Here is an 18,836-nt window from a genome sequence, read left to right on the forward strand (position 1 = left end):
GCTCAGCAGCCCAGCTGTCGCGCGAGGTCGAGCAGATCGGTGGCGTGGAGATCGTTGTCCGGTGAACCGGAGTCGTCCTTCGGGGTACCGCCCCATTCGTCGGGGCGCTCGACGAACGCGGTGCGCAGACCGAACGAGCGCGCCGCGTCGAGGTCGGTCTGGTGCGTGGCCACCATCATCACCTCGTCCGGCTGGGACTCGAGGAGTTCGGCCAGCCCGCAGTAGGTTTCGCGGGCCGGCTTGTAGTGGCGCCACAGATCGGAGCCGCCGATGACGTCCCAGGCGAAGCCGTTGTGGCGGGCCATCTCGGTCAGCAGTGCCACGCTGCCGTTGGACAGCGCGCACACGATGAAGTCGCGTTTGAGACGACGGATGCCCTCGGCGGCGTCGGGCCAGCCGGGGATCGTCCGCCAGGCGCGCACCAATGTACGGGCCTGGTCGGCGTCGAGCGCGACATCGAAGAGCGTCGCGACGTCATCGAGGGTCTCGGTCTGCAGGTCGTCGAGGCCGCGCCAGGGCAGCTCGCCGGATTCGACGCGTGCCAGGATCGGGCCATAGCGCCGACGCCACTCGCGGGCGAACCCGGCGGCGTCCACCCCCGGCACGGTCTGTGCGACGGCCCCGGAGATCCCGGTGAACCAGTCGGTGACCGTGCCGAAGGTGTCGAACGCCAGCACCCTGACGTCGGCACCCTTCATGTCGGCACCGTTCATGTCGGCATCCTTCATGTCGGGGCGGATGGCGGCGGCGTTCATCGGCGGCGGGTGCCCTCGGATCGCCGCCCCTCGCTCACAGGGTCTCGCGGGCCAATTGCGGGAGTGACTGGTCGGCGTCGTGGTCGGCGTCGCCGTGCGAGACCGGCGTGAGGGTCAGCAGGCTCGCCTCCGGACGGCAGCAGAAACGTGCCGGGGCGTAGGGCGACGTGCCCAGGCCGGCGCTCACGTGTAGTTTCATCGACGCGCCCCAGTTCGACGGGCCCTTCACCCGCGACCGGTCGATGTGGCAGTTGGTGACGAGCGCACCGAACAACGGCAGGCACAGCTGGCCGCCGTGGGTGTGCCCGGCCATGACGAGGTCGTAGCCGTCCGCGGCGAAGCGGTCCAGGACCCGTGGCTCCGGCGAATGGGTGAGACCCAGGCGCAGGTGGGCGAGCGGGTTCGGCCGGCCGGCGATGGTCTCGTAGCGGTCGCGTTCGATGTGCGGGTCGTCGACACCGGCGGCCACCACGCGCACACCGCCGACCTCGAGTTCGCGGACGGTGTGCGTGGCGTCGAGCCAGCCGCGTTCGGTGAACGCCGCCCGCAGGTCCTGCCACGGCAGCGGCTCGCCGTGGGTGCGCTGGTGGTCGGTCTTGAAGTACTTGAAGGGGTTCTTCGGCTTGGGTCCGAAGTAGTCGTTGGACCCGAAGACGAACAGACCCGGTCGCGACAGCAACCCGCCGAGAGCCTGGATGACCGCGGGCACCGCCTGCGGATGCGCGAGGTTGTCGCCGGTGTTGACCACCAGGTCCGGCTCGAGGGCCTCGAGCTCGGAGATCCAGGCCTGCTTCAGGCGCTGCCGCGGAAGCATGTGGATGTCGCTGATGTGGAGAACCCTCAGCGGAGAGGCGCCGGGTTCGAGGACGGCCATGGTGGTGTGGCGCAGGGCGAAGGCGTTGCGCTCGATGACCGTCGAGTAGACGAGACCGGCGGCGGCGAGTCCTGCGGCACCCACGAGTGCGCGTGAGCCGACCCCGGAACCGGACGAACCGAGGCGCGAACGGCGCAGTTGTGCGAAATCGAAGTCGGAGTGCTGCATCTGTTCAGGATACGCATTCCACGAGGCGCGCCGACCCGCCTCGTATACGACAGTCGCCACCTCGGGCCGCCGATCGTCGATCGGGGGGAGGTGGCGACTGCCGGTCTGGCGGTGCCGGTGGCCGTGCTACCCGGGTAACTGGATCACGACCGGTCCGACACCGGGCACGACGACCGTCGTCTCGGTCGGGCCGTTGCCGCTGTCACCGCCGGCGCGGTTGCCGTTGCTGACGTAGATCGTCACGGTGCTGCCGGGCATCGCCGATTCCGACGGCGCGGTGAACACGACCGTGCCCTTCGGCCGGCCGCTGTCGACCTCGAGTTCGTTGACCTTGAAGCCCGCCTGCTGCAGGCGTGAGGTCGCCTCGCTCGCGGTCAGGCCGCTGACCTGCGGGATGCGTCCGCGGTCGGTGCCGTTCCAATACGCGCGGTCGATCGGAGGGAGCCGGACCGGTCCGAACTTGGTGGCCACCGGCTTGATCGCCTGGAACCAGGTGCGTGCCGGTTCCATGCCGCCGTAGAGATCGCCGTCGTAGCAGGAGCGCAGCGGGCTGCTGCACACGCCCTGCGGGTTCGGGCCGTCACTGTAGACGTAGGCCGCGCCCGCGATCTGGTTGGTGAAGCCGACGAACGCCGAGCTGCGGTGCGCCTCGGTGGTGCCGGTCTTGCCCGCCATCGGCAGCGTCCAGCCGGCCGAGCCCGCGGCCGCGGCGGCGGTGCCTGGGCTGAGGTGGTCCTTGCTGAGCGCGTTGGCGAGAGAGTCGGCCAGCCCCTTGTCGACGACCTGCTCGCAGCCCGGGGCGGTGAACGGCACCGAGGTCAGGGCGCGCTGGCCGTCGGGCCCGATCACCGGGTTGCCGTACTGGTCACGCTTGACGCGGCTGATCGACTTGATCGGGTTCGGCGGGCACCACACGCCGCCCGACGCGAGGGTGGCGGCGACGTTCGCGAGCTCGAGTCCGTTCAGCGGCAGCGGCCCCAGCGTGAAGGAACCGAAGTTGCCGTCCTTGACGTACTGTGCCATCGACTTCTCGCCGTAGCCCGACGAGCCGGGGATGGTGTACGAGCGCAGGCCCAGGCGGACCGCCATGTCGACGGCCGGCTTCACGCCGACCTGCTGCAGCAGCTTCACGAACGCGGTGTTCGGCGACTGTGCGAGCGCATCGGTCACCGACATCGATGCCGGGTACCGGCCGTCGTTCTTCACGCAGTACGAGTTCTCCGGGCAGCCGAATGCGCCTCCGCTGTTGCCCATGCCCTCGACCGCGACGAAGCCCGGTACGGGGATGTTCGACCCGGCGCCGAGGCCCTTCTCCATGGCCGCGGCGACGGTGAAGATCTTGAACACCGAGCCCGCGCCGTCACCGACCATCGAGAACGGTTGCGGCTGCATCGTCTCGCCGGCCGCCAGGTTCAGGCCGTAGCGGCGGCTCGACGCCATCGACAGCACGTCGTGGCTCTTGTCGCCGGGACGGATCGTGCTCATCACGTCGGCGACGCCGTCGGCGGTCGGGCTGGCCTGCGACTTCACCGCCCGGTCGGTGGCGCGCTGGACGTCGGGGTCGAGCGTGGTCTGGATGATGTAGCCGCCGCGCATCACCGAGTTGCGGGAGATCCCGTTCTCGGCGAGGAACTGCAGCACGTAATCGCAGAAGAAGCCCTTGTCGTCGGCGGCGATGCATCCCTGGGTCGGGATCTTCGGGCGCGGGAGCACGCCGAGGGGCTTGTCCTTGGCGGCCATCAGCTCCGCGCGGCGCTCCGGGAAGTTCGCGATCATCGTGTCCAGCACGACGTTCCGGCGGGCCAGTGTGCCCTCGGGGTTGCTGTACGGATTCAGCGCCGAACTCGACTGGACCATGCCGGCCAGCATCGCGGCCTGCTCGACCTGCAGATCCTTGGCCGGGATGCCGAAGTACGTCTGCGCGGCGGCCTCGATGCCGTAGGCGTTGTTGCCGAAGGGCACGACGTTCAGGTAGCGGGTGACGATCTGCTTCTTCGCCTCCTGCTTGGCGGCGGCGTCGTCGAGCCCCTTGTCGCGCTTGGCCTGGTCGATGAGGCTCTGCTCCAGCGTGAGCGCCATGCGCACCTCGCGCAGCTTGCGGGCGGGGGTGGTCTCGACCGCCGCCTGGCGGTCGGCCTCGGTCCGCGCCAGCACGAGCAGTTGGTAGTTCTTGATGTACTGCTGATCCAGCGTCGACGCGCCCTGCTGGACCTCACCCGACGACGAGTTCTTCAGCGCGGCGCGGATCGTGCCCTTCCAGTCGACGCCGTCGTGCTCCAGGAAGCGACGGTCCTCGATGGAGATGATCGCGCGGATCATGTCCGGGGAGATGTCGTTGTAGCCGACCTGCATCCGGTACTGGTCGAACAGCATCGCGATCGGCTTGCCGTTGGCGTCGGTCATCGTCGTGACCTCCGGCAACGTTCCGTTGAGGAGTTCGGAGGAGACGTTCTCCACCGCGGCGGCCGCCCTGTTGGAGACGACACCGACACCGCTGGCGACCGGGTAGAGGAGGCCCGCGACGAGAATGCCGGCCAACAGGCTCGCCCACGCCAGTGACCACAGCTTCTTCGACATCACCCCGCCAGGATACGTGCGATCACGACGAACATCGCCCAGCCTCGCCACCGGGGCCGTCGCCTCACGAGATGTCGGGAGCGGGACGCCCGACCGACCGCAAACGCCCACGAAACCGGCCGCCCGAAGCAAGTCCGGCGCCGTACGCGCAACCGTCCGATCGGATGAGTTTGCACGGTTGTCCCACTTTCTTCCGGCGCAGGGGTTGCGCGGCAATGCACAGATCCCTAGATTGAGTGCAGAATGTGACTCACATAACAGTTTGTTGTAAATGTGGTCTGAGCAGCGCGTTGAGTCTCGACTTCGAGGCCATGCACAACACGACGACTAGGGGTGGCGGATGGCGACAGCTGCAGTTTCCAGCGGAGAAGATCGTCTGGCCTGGGTGGCCAAGGCACGGTGTCGGGGAGGGAACCCGGATGATCTGTTCGTGAGAGGCGCAGCCCAGCGCAAGGCTGCGACGATCTGCCGGCACTGTCCGGTTCAGCTCGAATGCGGTGCCGATGCGCTCGACAACCGCGTCGAGTTCGGCGTGTGGGGCGGTCTCACCGAGCGTCAGCGCCGTGCGCTTCTCCGCCAGCATCCCGAGGTGACCTCGTGGGCGGCGTTCTTCGAGGCGCAGCGACGCCGCCAGCGGGCCGACGCGGTCTAGACGGGCGGCCGGCGGGCCGGCGGGTCCGCACATTCGACAACTCCACCAGCAACGACATCGGCTCGACCGGGCGATCCCGGTCGAGCCGATGTCGTTCGAGTCGGTGTCGTTCGAGTCGGTGTCGTTCGAGTCGCGTCGTCGTGGAACGGTACGGGCGTTCAGCCCCGGCCGGTGATCTGCTCGGCGACCGCGCGCAGCGCCGTCACATCGGCGACCTCGAACGGGAGTGCCGGCACGCCGACGATCGGCACCTTCGGGTGCGACGCCGTGAACCGCTGGAGCAGATGGAGTTCGCGCTTGCCGGTGGCGGCGCGGTCGGCGTGGATCTGCAGCACCCCGCGGGTCAGGTCATCGGTGACCGACTCGAGCGCGACGAGGGCCGCCTCCTCCTGGATCGACGTCAGGTTCGGATGGGTCCGGTTGAGGATCAGCCCGGCCAGCGGCATCGACTCCTCCGACAGGCGATCGACGAAGAACGCGGCCTCGCGCAGCGCATCGGCCTCGGCGGCCGCGACCACCGCGAACTGGGTACCCGGCTGTTTGAGCAGCTCGTAGGTCTTCTTGGCCCGATCCTGGAAGCCGCCGAACATCGAGTCCAGCGACTGCACGAAGGTCGCGACGTCGCGCAGCATGTCGCCACCGATGATCGTGGAGACGCCGCGCATCGCCAGGCTCATCGCGCCGGTCACCATGCGGCCGACGCCACGGCCACCGCCGACGAGCATCTTCATCAGTCGGCCCGACAGGAACGACCCGAGACGCTGCGGGGCGTCGAGGAAGTCCAGCGCGTTCCGCGACGGCGGGGTGTCGACGACGATGAGATCCCAGTGCTGCTGCTCGAGCAGCTTGCCGAGCTTCTCCATCGCCATGTACTCCTGCGTGCCGGAGAACGACGACGCGACCGTCTGATAGAAGGCGTTCTGCATGATCGCCTCGGCGCGGTCGGGGGTCGAGTACTCGAGCACCATCTCGTCGAAGGTGCGGCGCATGTCGAGCATCATCGCGTCGAGGCTGCCCTTGCCGTCGATCGGCACCGGCTGCGGCTCGTTGGTCAGCTCGCTCATGCCCAGCGACTGCGCGAGGCGCTTGGCCGGGTCGATGGTCAGCACGGCGACGGTGCGTCCCTGTTCGGCGGCATACATCGCCATCGCGGCGGCGGTCGTCGTCTTGCCGACACCGCCTGCGCCACAACAGATGACGACGCGGGTCGCGGGGTCGGTGAGCACCGCCCCCATCTTCAGGTCGAGTGGCATCAGGCCCCCGCTTTCTGGAGAAGGTTGGCCAGCTCGTAGATCGAACCGAGGTCGACGCCGTCGCCGAGCGACGGGAGTTCGAGCATCGGCAGTTCCACCTCGTCGAGCTGCGCCTTCGCGATCTGCTGCGCCTGCAGCCGGGTCGCGTGCTCGATGGTCTCGGTGAGCAGGCCGGACAGGTCGCCGTCGGCGAGTCTGAGCCCGGCCGCCTTCAGGTTCTCCTCGATCCGCGCCGCGTCGATCCGGCCCTCGGCGATGTCGTCGATCGTGTCGGCCGGCAGGTACGGCGGGCTGACCCGGTTGATGATCAGGCTGCCGAGATTGAGGTTCTTGCCGCGCAACTCGTCGATCGCCTCGATCGTCTCCTGGATCGGCATCGCCTCGAGCAGCGTCACGAGGTGGACGACGGTCTCCTCGGAATGCAGCAGCTGGACGACGCCCTCGCTCTGGTTGCGGATCGGGCCGGTCTTGGCGAGGTCGGCCATCGCCTTGGTGACGTCGAGGAAGTTGCCGATCCGGCCGGTCGGCGGCGCGTCGACCACGACCGCGTCGTACACCCGATTGCCCTGCTTGTCGCTGTGGATGACGCGCTCTTTGATCTTGCCGGTCAGCAGCACGTCCCGCAGGCCCGGAGCCACGGTGGTCACGAAGTCGATGGCGCCGATGCGCTTCATCGCCCGGCCCGCGAACCCCAGGTTGTAGAACATGTCGAGGTACTCGAGCAGCGCGTGCTCGATGTCGATGGCGAGTGCGGACACCTCGCCGCCGCCCTCGGCGGTGGCGATCCGGGTGTCCGTCGGCGGCAGCGGCGGGATGTCGAAGACCTGCGCGATGCCCTGCCGCCCCTCGGTCTCGACGAGGAGCACCTTCTTGCCGTCGGCGGCGAGCGCCAGTGCGAGCGCTGCCGCGATGGTCGTCTTACCGGTTCCGCCCTTGCCCGACACGAAGTGGAGCCGCGCACGCGATGCCGCGTCCGGCCACTCGTTGTCCGCGGTGACGGAGGAGCTGTCTGTCACGCCGGAATCGAGGGGTCCCCCCGCCCCGGAACGTGCGCCTGTTTCGTTGGCCACCGCAACACCATATCCATTGATCGCCTGCGGATAGGCTGAGTCCATGAGTGAAGTGACCGCGTGGGAATACGTGACCGTGCCGCTGCTGACGCACGCCACGAAGCAGATCCTCGATCAGTGGGGCGCCGACGGCTGGGAGCTGGTCGCGGTGCTGCCCGGCCCGACCGGCGAGCAGCACGTGGCCTACATGAAGCGACCGAAGGGCTGAACATGGCATCTACCTGGACCGATCGTCTCGCCGAACTCGGCATCACGCTGCCCGGCGTGGTGACCCCGCTGGCGGCCTACACCCCCGCCGTGCGTACCGGGAACCTCGTCTACACGTCGGGTCAGCTCCCGATGGTCGACGGTGAACTCTCGGTGCGCGGCAAGGTGTCCGACGGCGCCGAGGGGGTCGTCCGTCCGGAGGAGGCCACCGAGGCCGCCCGCATCTGCGCGCTCAACGCGCTCGCCGCGGTCGACGCACTGGTCGGCATCGACTCGATCGTGCGTGTGGTCAAGGTCGTCGGCTTCGTCGCCTCGGCGCCCGGCTTCACCGGCCAGCCGCAGGTGATCAACGGGGCGTCGAACGTCCTGGGCGAGATCTTCGGGGACGCGGGCGTGCACGCGCGTTCGGCCGTCGGCGTCGCGGAACTCCCGCTGGGTGCGCCCGTCGAGGTCGAGCTGATCGTCGAAGTGGCCTGACGCCCTGGACGTCGCGCTGCTGATCGCGGCCGCCGCGGCAGCGGGATGGGTCGATGCGGTCGTCGGTGGCGGGGGCCTGGTCCTCATCCCCGCGATGCTGATCGCCCAGCCCGGCCTGCCGACTGCGACCGCGCTCGGTACCAACAAGCTCGCGGCGGTCTTCGGGACCGCCTCGGCGGCCTGGCGCTACGTGCGTCACGTGCGGGTGGACCTGCGCCGCCTGCTACCGGTCTTCGCCGCGGCGCTCGTGTTCTCGGCTCTCGGTGCGTTGGTGGCGATCTCGTTGCCGACCGAGATCTTCACCCCGATCGTGCTGGTGATGCTCCTCGGCGTCGGGTTGTTCGTGGCGCTGAACCCCCGTTTCGGCGGGGACCTGTCGGCCGGGCCGCGGTCACGGGTGTCGACGACCGCCGGGCTGGTGATCGCCGGCGTCGTCGTCGCCTTCTACGACGGGGTGATGGGGCCGGGCACCGGGACCTTCCTCATCATCGGCCTCACCGCGCTGGTCGGGACGTCGTTCCTGGAGAGCTCGGCGATGGCCAAGGTCATCAACACCGGTACCAATCTCGGCGCGCTCACCGTGTTCGGGCTGCAGGGGAACGTGCTGTGGCTCCTGGGGCTCGGACTCGCGGTCGCGAACATCGTCGGCGCCCAGATCGGCTCGCACATGGCCATCGGGCGCGGCAGCTCGTTCGTGCGATGGGTCCTGCTGGTCGTCGTGGTGGTCATGGTCGGGAAGCTCGGATACGACCTGGTCGCGGGCTGACCGCGCGCCATATGGGCCGCGGAATCGGTGTTGAGAGTTGCCGACGGACCCACGAGGCCGCGGAGGTGACTGCCTCCCGGACCGTTCCCGGTGACGATCGGATCGCGATCCAGCGCCGAACCGTCGTGTTGCTGTGCCTGGTGCAGGTGCCGGCCGGGGGTGTCGATGGGCGGCGCCCTGGCGTGGGGGCCGATTCTCGGTGAGGAACCGTCCGGCAGCGAGTCGCCGGCCGGCGTCCCGACGACCGTGCTCACCCTTGGTGCGGCAGCGGCCGGTCTGCCGCTGGCGTCGCGACGGGGCCGTCGTCCCGCGCTGACGACCGGCCTGCCGATCGCCGGGGCAGGTGCGCTGATCGTCGCGTTCGGCGTGCACCTCTCCTCGTTTCCGTTGATGTCGGCCCCCGCGGCGGTCTCCGGTTGCGTTTCGCCGCAACAGATCTCGCCACGCCGGACACGCGCGGCAGGGACGTCTCCCTGGTGGTGTGGATGACGATGGTGGGTGCTGTCGCCGGTCCGGCGCTGGTGCCGGTCGGCGTGACGATGGCGGGCTGGTTCGGGATGGCCGACCTCGCTCGCCGGGCAGTTCCTGCTGGGCGGGATCGGAGTGTCTGTGCCGCAATGCTCCTCGTCGCCGGGCTGCGGCCCGACGACCCGGTCATGGTCGGGGTCATGGCGCTGACACCGGTGCACATGCATCACGGCGGCGCGTCGGTGACCCTCGGCGGATGTCGATCAGCGCGCACATCGCCGGGGTGTACGCCATGAGCCTCGCCGGCGCCGGGGCGGGAGCGCTCGCCGGAGTGGTGGCCGGGGCGTTCGGATATCCGGCTCTGGTGCCCTCCGCCGCGGCGATCGCGGTCCTCTCCGCCCGCTACGTGGTCGTCGACGGCGCGCGCGGGCGTCGTGCGGCCGCAGTGGCATAGAGTTCGGTGGCCAGGGTGTTCGGGTTCTGGCGCCCGAGGCGGAGCATCGGCCGAGCAGGAGAGGGGATCGTGTCGCAGCAACTCGTCGGACGAACCGGCATCGTCACGTTGTCGATTCCCGGGGGAGAGGACCTCGGCGAGGTCGAGCTGTCCTTCGCCGGCGGTACCGAACGCTTCCTGGCCCGCGCCAACGAGCAGATCGAGACCGACGTCCCGGTGCTCGTCGTCGGGGAACTGCCCGGCCGGATCGTCGACGTCGAACGCTGGACCCGGCTTCCCGGTATGTAGCGGACACGTCGGCCGATCGACACGCCGACCGACGTGAGGGCATGTGGATGAACGATCGTCGACGCCCCCCGGATGCGGCAGGATGTGGGGCGCACAAGAGACACAGGGGGAGATCATGCTCGGCTACTACGTTCCGGAACCCGACGAGGCGATGCTCATCTCGGGTGGCAAGACCCAGATCGACGGCGCGCCGTTCGACGTGGTGGTCGGACACGGCAAGTGGGTCATGCCCTTCTTCCGCAAGGTGCGGTTCCTGTCGCTGGCGCTGCACGAGGCATCGATCCGCGAGGTGTGCGTCACGACCCAGGGCATCCAGCTCAACGTGCGTGCGGTGATCGCGCACAAGGTCGGCAACGACGTCGCGTCGATCGTCAACGCCGGCCAGCGGTTCATCTCCGAGCAGGAGAACGAGATGAACCAGCTCACCGGACAGATCTTCTCGGGCCACCTGCGCTCCATCGTCGGTTCGATGACCGTCGAGCAGATCATCCGCGAACGCGACACCCTCGCCCGGCAGGTGCTCGAGGCGTCGAAGCGAGAGATGGCGTCGATCGGCCTGGTCGTCGACTCCTTCCAGATCCAGTCGATCGACGACATGGATTCCGGCTACATCAACGCCCTCGCCGCGCCGAACATCGCGAAGGTCCAGCGGGAGGCGGCCGTCGAGCGCGCCCGTGCCGACCAGGAATCGGCGAAGGCTCAGCAGGAGTCGCTGCGCAACCAGGCCGACTACGAACGCGAGACCGCGATCAAGCGCGCCGCGATCAAGGCCGAGACCGACAAGGCGAACGCCGAGGCCGCACAGGCCGGTCCGCTCGCCGAGGCGCGCGTCAACCAGGAGGTCATCAAGGAGCGGTCGGTGTTGGCGCAGGCCCAGGCCGAACTCCGCGAGCAGGAGCTCATCTCGGAGGTCGTGAAGCCGGCCGAGGCCGAGGCGCGTCGTCGGGAGATCCTGGCCGAGGCGGAGGCCAAGGCCACCGAGATCCAGTCGGCGGCCATCGCCCAGCACAACCGGATCGCGCTCGACCAGCAGCTCATCGAGGCGCTGCCGACACTCGTCGGCGAGGTCGCCAAGGGGCTGGGCAATGCCAACCTGACGGTGTTCAACGGAGCCGAGGGCGTCAACGAACTCATGACCGGTGTCATCACCCAGGGCGCCGCGTTGCTCAAGAGCCTGCAGGAGCAGGTGGCACCGGCCGTGGCGGACGAGACCTTCGGCCACGCGCCGGTCAACGGCACCCCGGTCAGCGAGAGCTGACGCCGTCGGCGAGGATTCGGTAGACCGGGTGCCGGGGAGCTATCCCGGCGAACTCCTCGAGTGAGGCGCGGGGGCCGAGACCGAGATGCGGTCGGGCTCCAGGGGCGACGGCCGCATAGCGCCGCAGGACCGGGGGACGCTCGGCGGTCGGTATCTCTTCGAGTCGTATCGGTTCCACGTCGCCGTGCCGGAGCAGCGTCGCGCGGCGCTCGTTGGCCTCGACGTTGCGGACCCAGTTCGCCTCACGTCCCAGCATCGAGACGAGGTACTCCTCGCCGTCGAGGTCGGTTACCGCGATCGGCACGGACGTCGGCTGCCCGGACCGTCGTCCCGGCACCCGCAGCACCGCCGCCTGCGGCACGGATGAGACCCCGCGGGCGTAGAGCCAGGCGTCGAACCGGTTGGCCCAGCGCATGATGCGCCCCGGTCTGCCGTCGCGGTAGAGGAACCGTTTGAGTCGGCCGGCGGCATCGGCCGCTCTTCGCTTTGCGGATGCCACGGTCGCGATTGTAGGAACCTTCAGTATCCGCGCAAGGCCCTCGAGGCATCGGCGCCCGCGAGATCAGCCCATGACGGCCGGGAAGGTCGTGGCGACCTGTTCCCGGCGCGATCAGTCGATAGGCTCGGGGGCATGAGCGCACCGAACGACGCCCCCGCCCATCCCGCCTACGGGGTGTTGCGCGAGGTCACGCCCTTCGCCTCGGTTCTGTTGTGCGACAACTCCGGGATGATGGAGCTCGACGGCACCAACACTTACATCTTGCGGGCACCGGGTAGCGACGAGTGCGTGGTCGTCGATCCGGGTCCACCCAAGTACAAGCACCACGCGCGGCGCCTCGCGGAGCTCCCGGGCGTCGCGCTCACGCTCGTCACCCATCGGCACTTCGACCACACCGGCGGGATCAAGCGGCTCCACAAGCGCACCGGCGTTCCCGTGCGCGCGCGACTGGACGAGTACTGCCGTGACGCGCCGCCGCTGAAGGACCGCGAGGTCATCGAGGCCGCCGGCCTGAAGATCACCGTGCTGCACACGCCCGGCCACACGGGCGACTCGGTCAGCTTCCTCGTCGAGCACGAGGACGAGCGTGCGGTGCTCACCGGCGACACCATCCTCGGGAGTGGCACGACCGTCCTGGACCCCGAGGACGGCGGCCTGCGTGACTACCTGAACTCGTTGAACCGGCTCATCGTCGAAGGTGAAGGGGCGCGGCTGCTTCCGGCACACGGTCCCGATCATCCCGACCTCGGGCCCGTCGCCCGGTACTACAAGTCGCATCGCGAGGAGCGCATAGACCAGATCGTCGCGGCGCTCGACGAGATGAAGATGAGCCCGCACGAGGCGAAGCCGATGAAGGTCGTGCGCAAGGTGTACCGCGATGTCGACAAGAAGCTGTGGCCGGCGGCGCGGATGTCGGTGAAGGCGCAGCTGGAGTACTTGCGCGAGGTCTACTGACGCCCGCAGAATCGCGGGTTCACGTCACACTCGCGACTTGTGGCTCGCGCATCTGGGTCGGTACCTGCGACTCCGCCCCCGACTCCGCAGACGTCGACGACGAGCCGTGCCGACGAGAGAGCCGCCCGTCCCGGAGGACGAGCGGCTCTCTCGCTGTTTGTGGATTCGGTGCTCAGCGTGCGCGGCGCGCCAGACGCTCGGAGTCGGCGATCAGCACGCTCTTGCCCTCGAGTCGCAGCCAGCCGCGCTGCGCGAAGTCGGCCAAGGCCTTGTTCACGGTCTCGCGGGAGGCGCCGACGAGCTGGGCGATCTCTTCCTGGGTCAGGTCGTGGGTGACGCGCAGGGCGCCGCCCTCCTGCGTGCCGAAGCGCTGCGCGAGCTGCAGCAGCTGCTTGGCAACGCGGCCGGGCACGTCGGTGAAGATCAGGTCGGCGAGGTTGTTGTTGGTACGACGCAGGCGGCGTGCGAGCACGCGCAGGAGCTGCTCGGCGATCTCCGGGCGGTCCTTGATCCAGGCACGCAGCGCGTCGCGGTCCATCGACACCGCGCGGACCTCGGTCACCGTCGTCGCCGACGAGGTGCGGGGGCCCGGGTCGAAGATGGAGAGCTCGCCGAACATGTCCGACGGACCCATGATCGTCAGCAGGTTCTCGCGGCCGTCGGGTGAACGGCGGCCGACCTTCACCTTGCCGGACAGGATGATGTAGAGACGATCACCGGGTTCGCCTTCATGGAAGATCACATGTCCACGAGGGAAATCCACGGGCTGAAGCTGCTTGGTCAGCGCCGCGACGGCAGAAGGCTCGACGCCCTGAAAAATGCCTGCCCGCGCCAGTACTTCTTCCACCTAGGGAACCTTTCTCGAAAACTCTGCTACAGCCACGTGTGAGATCGCGCCCTTGGATACGCTACCCCGCGCACCAGCATATGTGTTGAATGGGTCACTGAGAGCGCATTGCGGCGTGTGTCTGCGTAACGCTGCGGCTTGATCTCGCAAACAACGGGCGATCTGGACACCACACCAGTGTAGTTACGGAAGCGTAGGTTTGCCGAACCGGGGCCGTCCCAGCAGAGAATGGTGTCGCGGACCGGTTGACCGGCCGGCGGCGACGCGTCAGGACGCGGCGCGGCGGGCGTCCGACGACGGCTGGAAGCGGTGCGGGCGCAGTTCGTGCAGATCGCTCGTGGAGCGGGACGGGGCACCGGCGTTCTGCGCGCCGGCCCGGTCGATGTAATCGTCGACCTCGTCGTTGGAGACCGAAACGCGGTCGACCCGGGCCTGCAACTTGTCCATGCCCATGGCGAAGAGCATGAGTACGGCCGGAAACAGCAGCGCTGCGAGACCATGCATGGGGACAAGTAAACACAATCGGCCCCGTAGATTCCGCATCGGAATGGCCGCCGTCACTGACTTGTTACCTGACCGTAGGTTGGCACACGGTCCTGCGAAACCGGGCGAGACCGGACCATGACGATCCGCCTGATCCTGCCCTGACCTGCGTAGATGCTGCTCAGGGCGGACGCTCGACATCCCGGGCCGTCGGCCGGGTGGGCCGGGATCGCCGGTCACATCGCTAACCTGAATCCCGTGAGCGCACGCAAGGCTGCGGCCGTGGGCAAGGCCCCGGCGCGCAAGCAGGAGACCCGTCTGGGATTGGTTCGACGCGCGCGCCGCATGAACCGCGCCCTCGAGGTCGCGTTTCCGCACGTCTACTGCGAACTCGACTTCACCAACCCGCTCGAGTTGTCGGTGGCCACGATCCTGTCCGCGCAGTGCACCGACGTGCGGGTCAACCAGACCACCCCGGCGTTGTTCGCCAGGTACCGCACGGCCCGCGACTACGCCGAGGCCGACCGCACCGAACTCGAGGAGCTGATCCGCCCGACCGGCTTCTACCGCAACAAGGCGAACTCGATCATCCGCCTCGGCCAGGAACTCGTCGCCCGTTTCGACGGCGAGGTGCCCGACACGCTGGAAGAGCTGGTCACGCTGCCCGGCTTCGGCCGTAAGACCGCGAACGTCGTGCTGGGCAACGCGTTCGGCGTCCCCGGCATCACCGTCGACACCCACTTCGGCCGCCTCGTCCGCCGCTGGCAGTGGACCGACGAGGAGGATCCGGTCAAGGTCGAGCGTGCGATCGGCGAGCTGTTCGAGCCCAAGGAGTGGACCGACCTCTCGCACCGCGTGATCTTCCACGGCCGGCGTGTCTGCCACGCACGCAAGCCCGCGTGCGGCGTGTGCATCCTCGCCAAGGACTGCCCGTCGTACGGGATCGGGCCGACCGACAAGATCGAGGCCGCGGCGCTGGTCAAGGGGCCGGAGCGCGAACATCTCCTGAACCTGGCGGGACTGGCCGAGCCGTGACCGACGCCGACGACCGTCCGGCGGACGGCGAGCCCGATCCGACCACACCGGCCGTGCCGCAGGGCGGGCGGTTCCCGCCTGCTGCCCGGTGGACGCTGGTCTTCATCGTCGTGATGATCGCGTTCATCGTCGCGATCTGGCCGCGGGGCGGCGACGACACGACCCCGATGACCGGTGCACCGCCGTCGGTGAGCGGCCAGCGTCCGTTCGACGCCCCGGAGGACCCCGAACGGGTCGCCAAGGCCCGCGCCGACGCCGCGCTGCCCGACTGCCCGGTCACCGGACTGCCGGAGAGCCCGGAGTCGGTGCTGAAGGGCATCGTCGAACCCTGCCTGGGTACCGGCGCGCCTTACGATCTCGGTACGGCGACCGCGGGCAGACCACTGGTCGTCAACGTGTGGGCACAATGGTGCGCACCCTGCAAGACCGAGCTGCCGTACTTCGAGGAGTTCGCCGCCGCGGCCGGCGACCGCGTGACGGTGCTGGCACTGCATGCCAAGGAGGGCGGCACCAACCCGTTCTTCCCGCTGACCCTGCTGACCGAGATCGGAGTCCAGTTGCCGGCAGTGCTCGATCCCGACGGCCGCGTCGCCGCCGCCATCCAGGCGCCGCGCGTCTTTCCGTCCACCGTCTTCCTCCGCCCAGACGGCACGGTGGCGAAGGTCTACCCCGGGGTCTTCGACAGCCCGCAGGAGATCGCCGAGAAGGTCGACGAGTACCTGGGCGTCAAGGTGGCCGTATGACCGAGCCGCACATCGGGCCCCTCGTCGAGGAGGATTCGATCCCGCCCTGGCTGCGGACGCTGACCCGTGACGTCACCGCGGTGACCGAGGCGGTCAACAACCGGGGCGGCGACCGCACCCGCTGGGCGCAGATGTTCCGCCGCGACCGCCGGTCGGCCGCGGTGCTGGTCTTGTTCGCCGGCTCGTGGGACGCCGCCGACGACCATCCCGGCGGTGTCCCCGACGACGCCGAGGTGCTGCTCACCGAACGTGCCGCGACCCTGCGCCAGCACAGCGGGCAGGTCGCATTCCCCGGTGGCGCCGCCGACCCCGGTGACGACTTCCCGGTCGGCACCGCGCTCCGCGAGGCGACGGAGGAGACCGGGCTCGACGCGTCGGGCGTGCACATCCTGGCCAACCTGCCCAGTTTCCCGGTGCCGCCCTCGGGATTCGACGTGGTGCCGGTCATCGGCTGGTGGCACGAGCCGAGCGAGGTCCGCGCGGTCGATCCGGGCGAGACGGCCCGCGTCGACCGCATCCGCCTGCGCGACCTCCTCGCCCCGGAGAACCGTTTCCAGGTGCGCCGCTCGGTACTCGGCGGCCGGCTCTACCAGGGACCGGCCTTCTTCGTCGACGGCCTGCTCGTGTGGGGTTTCACCGGCGGACTCATCGCCGCGATCAGCGAGGCGTCGGGCTGGGACCGGCCGTGGGACAAGGACGACATCCGGCCGCTCGACGAGATGATCGAACTCGCCGGCAGCCGCCAGGAGTCGGGTTTTCACGCAGTCCACCCACGCGGGACCGTCGACCCCGACGCCACCGGTGAACTCGACGCCCGGCCGGGTGGTGGGCGATGACCGGTTCGGCGTGGGTTGACGTCATCGTCGTCGGCATCGCGTTGCTCGCGGCGCTGAGTGGCTATCGGTCCGGGGCGGTGGCCTCGGCCCTCGCCTTCATCGGTGTCGCGCTCGGCGCGGTCGCCGGTCTCCTGCTGGCGCCGCACCTGATCGAACGGTTCGACGACTTGCAGATGAGGGTGCTCGTGGGCATCATCGTGCTCGTCGTGCTCGTGGTCGTCGGCGAGGTCGCCGGCATGGTCCTCGGTCGAGCCGCCCGCGGCGGTATCCGATCACCGGGAGTGCGCGCGGCCGACAGCGCGGTCGGGTCGATCCTGCAGGTGGTCGCGGTGCTACTCGCCGCAGGCCTGCTCGCGATCCCGCTGCGGGAGTCGGCCGACCCGGCGATCGCCGGCGCGGTCCGCGATTCCAAGGTCCTCACCGGCGTCGAGGTGTTGTCGCCGCAATGGGTCAACGATCTGCCCGGAGAGTTCAAGGCACTGCTCGACAGCTCGGGCCTGCCGAAGTTCCCGTTCGTGTCCACCCCGTCGACCAACGTCGACCCGCCAGACCCGGAGCTCGCCGACCTGCCCGTGGTCCGTCAGGCCCGACCCTCGGTGGTCAAGATCGAAGGCGTCGCGCCGAGCTGCCGGCAGGCGCTCGAGGGCAGCGGGTTCGTCGTCTCGCCCGAACGCGTCATGACCAACGCGCACGTCGTCGCCGGCACCGAGCGCCTCGAGGTCGAGACCAGCACCGGCGCGCGCCTGGCCGCGAAGGTCGTGCTCTTCGACAGCGACAACGACATCGCCGTCCTCGACGTACCGGGATTGCGCGCTCCCGCATTGAAATTCGCGCCCCGCGGAGCGTCGACCGGTGACGACGCCATCGCGCTGGGGTTCCCGGAGGCGGGGCCGTTCACCGTCAGCCCGGTGCGGGTGCGGACGACGTTCATGCACACCGGCGACAACATCTACCGGACCGGACAGGTCACCCGCGAGGTCTACGCCGTGCGTGGGTCCATTCGGCAGGGCAATTCCGGTGGGCCGCTGCTCAATTCGGACGGCGAGGTGCTCGGGGTGGTGTTCGGTGCGGCCGAGAACGCCGCCGACGAGACCGGTTTCGTGCTCACCGCCCGCCAGGTCCGCGCCGATTTCGTCGAATCCGAGCGGCGAAGCGAGCGGGTGAGTACCAGGAGTTGCGTGCTGGCCTGATCTTCCGAGTCCTGCGGACGGCGACGTCGGTGGTGGCCTCCGGTTCGGTCCGCAGGAAGGCGAGGATCGCCTCGGTGACCGTCTTCGGCTGTTCCTGGTGCACGAAGTGCCCGGCGCCGTCGATCTGCCGGTAGGTCTGATGCGCCGCCCAGCGGTGTCCGTCGGCCATCGCGTCGGTGAGGATGTACGGGTCGTCGCGGCCGCGCAGCGCGAGGACCGGCAGATGCAGGCGCTGGTCCATGAGTTCCATGAAGCGCCATCCGTCGGGACGGAACTGAGAGCGGAACGCCCAGCGCCGGTACTCCAGACTACAGTGCGCGACGTTGGGGATCAGCATCGCCGAACGGTTCAGTCGCACGGTACGCGCGTAGTCCTCCTGGGCGCGCCAGTGCGACGACGCGCGCTGCGCGAAGTAGTCCGCGATGAACGCCGCGTCGTCGCGGGTCACCTGCCGCTCGCCGAGACGCGGTAGCTGATTGCGCAGGAACGGCACCAGGAACTGTGCGCGTTGGGCCCGGTCGCGCAGCACCCGATGACGCAGCGCGCGCGGATGGGGGGACGCCACGACGACGATGCGGTCGACGACGCGTGGGTGCAGCGTGGCGGTCGCCCAGCACACCAGTCCGCCGTCGGAGTGGCCGATCAGGGTGGCGCTGGTGTGCCCGAGCGCGCGGATGAGTCCATTGGTGTCGCCGGCCAGCGTCCAGCCGTCGTAGCCACGCGGGGGTTTGTCGGAGTCTCCGTAGCCACGCAGGTCGACGGCCACCGCCCGGAAGCCGGCGGCGGCGAGTGCCGTCAGCTGATGTCGCCAGCTCCACCAGAACTCACCGAACCCGTGCAGCAACAGCACCAGCGGCCGGTCACCCACAGGGGTGCCGGCCGGCTCGACGGCATGGAACCGGACGCCGTTCGCACGGATGTCGAGGTGATCCCAGCCGCCGGGGAGGCGGACACTCGACGGGTCTGGCGCCTCGCTCAACTG

Annotated in this window: 22 protein-coding genes; 13 read left to right on the top strand and 9 right to left on the bottom strand. The window is 69.2% G+C overall.

The window, feature by feature from the left end; all coding sequences use genetic code 11:
- Positions 1 to 2 precede the first annotated feature (2 nt).
- From ABFT43_RS17200 to ABFT43_RS17210, 3 genes are all read right to left on the bottom strand, one after another.
- On the bottom strand, positions 3 to 713 hold the full coding sequence (locus ABFT43_RS17200; RefSeq protein ID WP_457590174.1) for a haloacid dehalogenase type II: 711 nt from the start codon (positions 711 to 713) through the stop codon (positions 3 to 5).
- Between the two features lie 76 nt (positions 714 to 789).
- Positions 790 to 1,797: a metallophosphoesterase gene (locus ABFT43_RS17205; protein WP_347961537.1), complete on the bottom strand. Its 1,008-nt coding sequence runs from the start codon at positions 1,795 to 1,797 to the stop codon at positions 790 to 792.
- A 126-nt stretch (positions 1,798 to 1,923) separates the two neighbouring features.
- The gene (locus tag ABFT43_RS17210; protein WP_347961538.1) at positions 1,924 to 4,374 is read right to left on the bottom strand and encodes a penicillin-binding protein; all 2,451 of its coding nucleotides are present in this window, start codon (positions 4,372 to 4,374) and stop codon (positions 1,924 to 1,926) included.
- 340 nt (positions 4,375 to 4,714) lie between these two features.
- On the opposite strand from ABFT43_RS17210, the gene ABFT43_RS17215 reads away from it, so the two are divergent.
- Positions 4,715 to 5,026: a WhiB family transcriptional regulator gene (locus ABFT43_RS17215; protein ID WP_040527269.1), complete on the top strand. Its 312-nt coding sequence runs from the start codon at positions 4,715 to 4,717 to the stop codon at positions 5,024 to 5,026.
- A gap of 158 nt (positions 5,027 to 5,184) precedes the next feature.
- Here the strand turns inward: ABFT43_RS17215 and ABFT43_RS17220 are convergent, their stop codons facing one another.
- On the bottom strand, positions 5,185 to 6,279 hold the full coding sequence (locus ABFT43_RS17220) for an ArsA family ATPase (protein WP_347961539.1): 1,095 nt from the start codon (positions 6,277 to 6,279) through the stop codon (positions 5,185 to 5,187).
- Positions 6,279 to 7,349, bottom strand: coding sequence for an ArsA family ATPase (locus ABFT43_RS17225; protein ID WP_347961540.1), 1,071 nt, complete (start codon positions 7,347 to 7,349; stop codon positions 6,279 to 6,281). The genes ABFT43_RS17220 and ABFT43_RS17225 overlap by 1 nt, the downstream gene beginning before the upstream one ends.
- 43 nt (positions 7,350 to 7,392) lie before the next feature.
- Here ABFT43_RS17225 and ABFT43_RS17230 point away from each other — a divergent pair, with 43 nt between their 5' ends.
- From ABFT43_RS17230 to ABFT43_RS17260, 7 genes are all read left to right on the top strand, one after another.
- Positions 7,393 to 7,557: a DUF4177 domain-containing protein gene (locus tag ABFT43_RS17230; RefSeq protein WP_006901589.1), complete on the top strand. Its 165-nt coding sequence runs from the start codon at positions 7,393 to 7,395 to the stop codon at positions 7,555 to 7,557.
- Between the two features lie 2 nt (positions 7,558 to 7,559).
- A complete protein-coding gene (locus ABFT43_RS17235) occupies positions 7,560 to 8,033 on the top strand; it encodes a RidA family protein (RefSeq protein ID WP_347961541.1) in 474 nt (157 codons plus the stop codon).
- Positions 8,034 to 8,037: 4 nt separating this feature from the next.
- Positions 8,038 to 8,799 carry a TSUP family transporter gene (locus ABFT43_RS17240; RefSeq protein ID WP_347961663.1) on the top strand — a complete coding sequence of 254 codons (762 nt, stop codon included), beginning with the start codon at positions 8,038 to 8,040 and terminating at the stop codon, positions 8,797 to 8,799.
- 165 nt (positions 8,800 to 8,964) lie between these two features.
- Complete coding sequence (locus ABFT43_RS17245; protein WP_347961542.1) at positions 8,965 to 9,288, top strand: hypothetical protein; 324 nt, start codon at positions 8,965 to 8,967, stop codon at positions 9,286 to 9,288.
- A 235-nt stretch (positions 9,289 to 9,523) separates the two neighbouring features.
- Complete coding sequence (locus tag ABFT43_RS17250) at positions 9,524 to 9,721, top strand: hypothetical protein (protein ID WP_347961543.1); 198 nt, start codon at positions 9,524 to 9,526, stop codon at positions 9,719 to 9,721.
- 69 nt (positions 9,722 to 9,790) lie between these two features.
- A complete protein-coding gene (locus ABFT43_RS17255) occupies positions 9,791 to 10,009 on the top strand; it encodes a hypothetical protein (RefSeq protein ID WP_347961544.1) in 219 nt (72 codons plus the stop codon).
- A 115-nt stretch (positions 10,010 to 10,124) separates the two neighbouring features.
- The gene (locus ABFT43_RS17260; RefSeq protein ID WP_347961664.1) at positions 10,125 to 11,267 is read left to right on the top strand and encodes a flotillin family protein; all 1,143 of its coding nucleotides are present in this window, start codon (positions 10,125 to 10,127) and stop codon (positions 11,265 to 11,267) included.
- Here the strand turns inward: ABFT43_RS17260 and ABFT43_RS17265 are convergent.
- Positions 11,254 to 11,766, bottom strand: coding sequence for a nitroreductase/quinone reductase family protein (locus ABFT43_RS17265; protein ID WP_347961545.1), 513 nt, complete (start codon positions 11,764 to 11,766; stop codon positions 11,254 to 11,256). The two genes, ABFT43_RS17260 and ABFT43_RS17265, sit on opposite strands and share 14 nt — an antisense overlap.
- Positions 11,767 to 11,898: 132 nt before the next feature.
- On the opposite strand from ABFT43_RS17265, the gene ABFT43_RS17270 reads away from it, so the two are divergent.
- Complete coding sequence (locus tag ABFT43_RS17270; RefSeq protein ID WP_347961546.1) at positions 11,899 to 12,720, top strand: MBL fold metallo-hydrolase; 822 nt, start codon at positions 11,899 to 11,901, stop codon at positions 12,718 to 12,720.
- 172 nt (positions 12,721 to 12,892) lie between these two features.
- Here ABFT43_RS17270 and ABFT43_RS17275 read toward each other — a convergent pair whose 3' ends face one another.
- Positions 12,893 to 13,567 carry a Crp/Fnr family transcriptional regulator gene (locus ABFT43_RS17275; protein ID WP_005171581.1) on the bottom strand — a complete coding sequence of 225 codons (675 nt, stop codon included), beginning with the start codon at positions 13,565 to 13,567 and terminating at the stop codon, positions 12,893 to 12,895.
- 267 nt (positions 13,568 to 13,834) lie between these two features.
- Positions 13,835 to 14,071, bottom strand: a complete 237-nt coding sequence (locus ABFT43_RS17280) for a hypothetical protein (RefSeq protein ID WP_347961547.1) — start codon at positions 14,069 to 14,071, stop codon at positions 13,835 to 13,837.
- Positions 14,072 to 14,308: 237 nt separating this feature from the next.
- Here ABFT43_RS17280 and nth point away from each other — a divergent pair, with 237 nt between their 5' ends.
- From nth to ABFT43_RS17300, 4 genes are read left to right on the top strand one after another with little or no spacing between them, the layout of a single operon-like run.
- Complete coding sequence (gene nth, locus ABFT43_RS17285; protein WP_347961548.1) at positions 14,309 to 15,085, top strand: endonuclease III; 777 nt, start codon at positions 14,309 to 14,311, stop codon at positions 15,083 to 15,085.
- Positions 15,082 to 15,828, top strand: coding sequence for a TlpA family protein disulfide reductase (locus ABFT43_RS17290; RefSeq protein ID WP_347961549.1), 747 nt, complete (start codon positions 15,082 to 15,084; stop codon positions 15,826 to 15,828). The genes nth and ABFT43_RS17290 overlap by 4 nt, the downstream gene beginning before the upstream one ends.
- Positions 15,825 to 16,664 (top strand): NUDIX hydrolase, encoded by an 840-nt coding sequence (locus ABFT43_RS17295; protein WP_347961550.1) that lies wholly within the window; start codon positions 15,825 to 15,827, stop codon positions 16,662 to 16,664. Before ABFT43_RS17290 ends, ABFT43_RS17295 begins: the two co-directional genes overlap by 4 nt.
- On the top strand, positions 16,661 to 17,854 hold the full coding sequence (locus ABFT43_RS17300) for a MarP family serine protease (protein WP_347961551.1): 1,194 nt from the start codon (positions 16,661 to 16,663) through the stop codon (positions 17,852 to 17,854). The genes ABFT43_RS17295 and ABFT43_RS17300 overlap by 4 nt, the downstream gene beginning before the upstream one ends.
- Here the strand turns inward: ABFT43_RS17300 and ABFT43_RS17305 are convergent.
- Entirely contained in the window at positions 17,769 to 18,833 is a 1,065-nt protein-coding gene (locus tag ABFT43_RS17305) for an alpha/beta fold hydrolase (protein WP_347961552.1), read from the bottom strand. The two genes, ABFT43_RS17300 and ABFT43_RS17305, sit on opposite strands and share 86 nt — an antisense overlap.
- Between the last annotated feature and the right edge of the window lie 3 nt (positions 18,834 to 18,836).

It is taken from the genome of Gordonia aurantiaca (genome assembly GCF_039939235.1).
Classification (GTDB): Bacteria; Actinomycetota; Actinomycetes; order Mycobacteriales; family Mycobacteriaceae; genus Gordonia.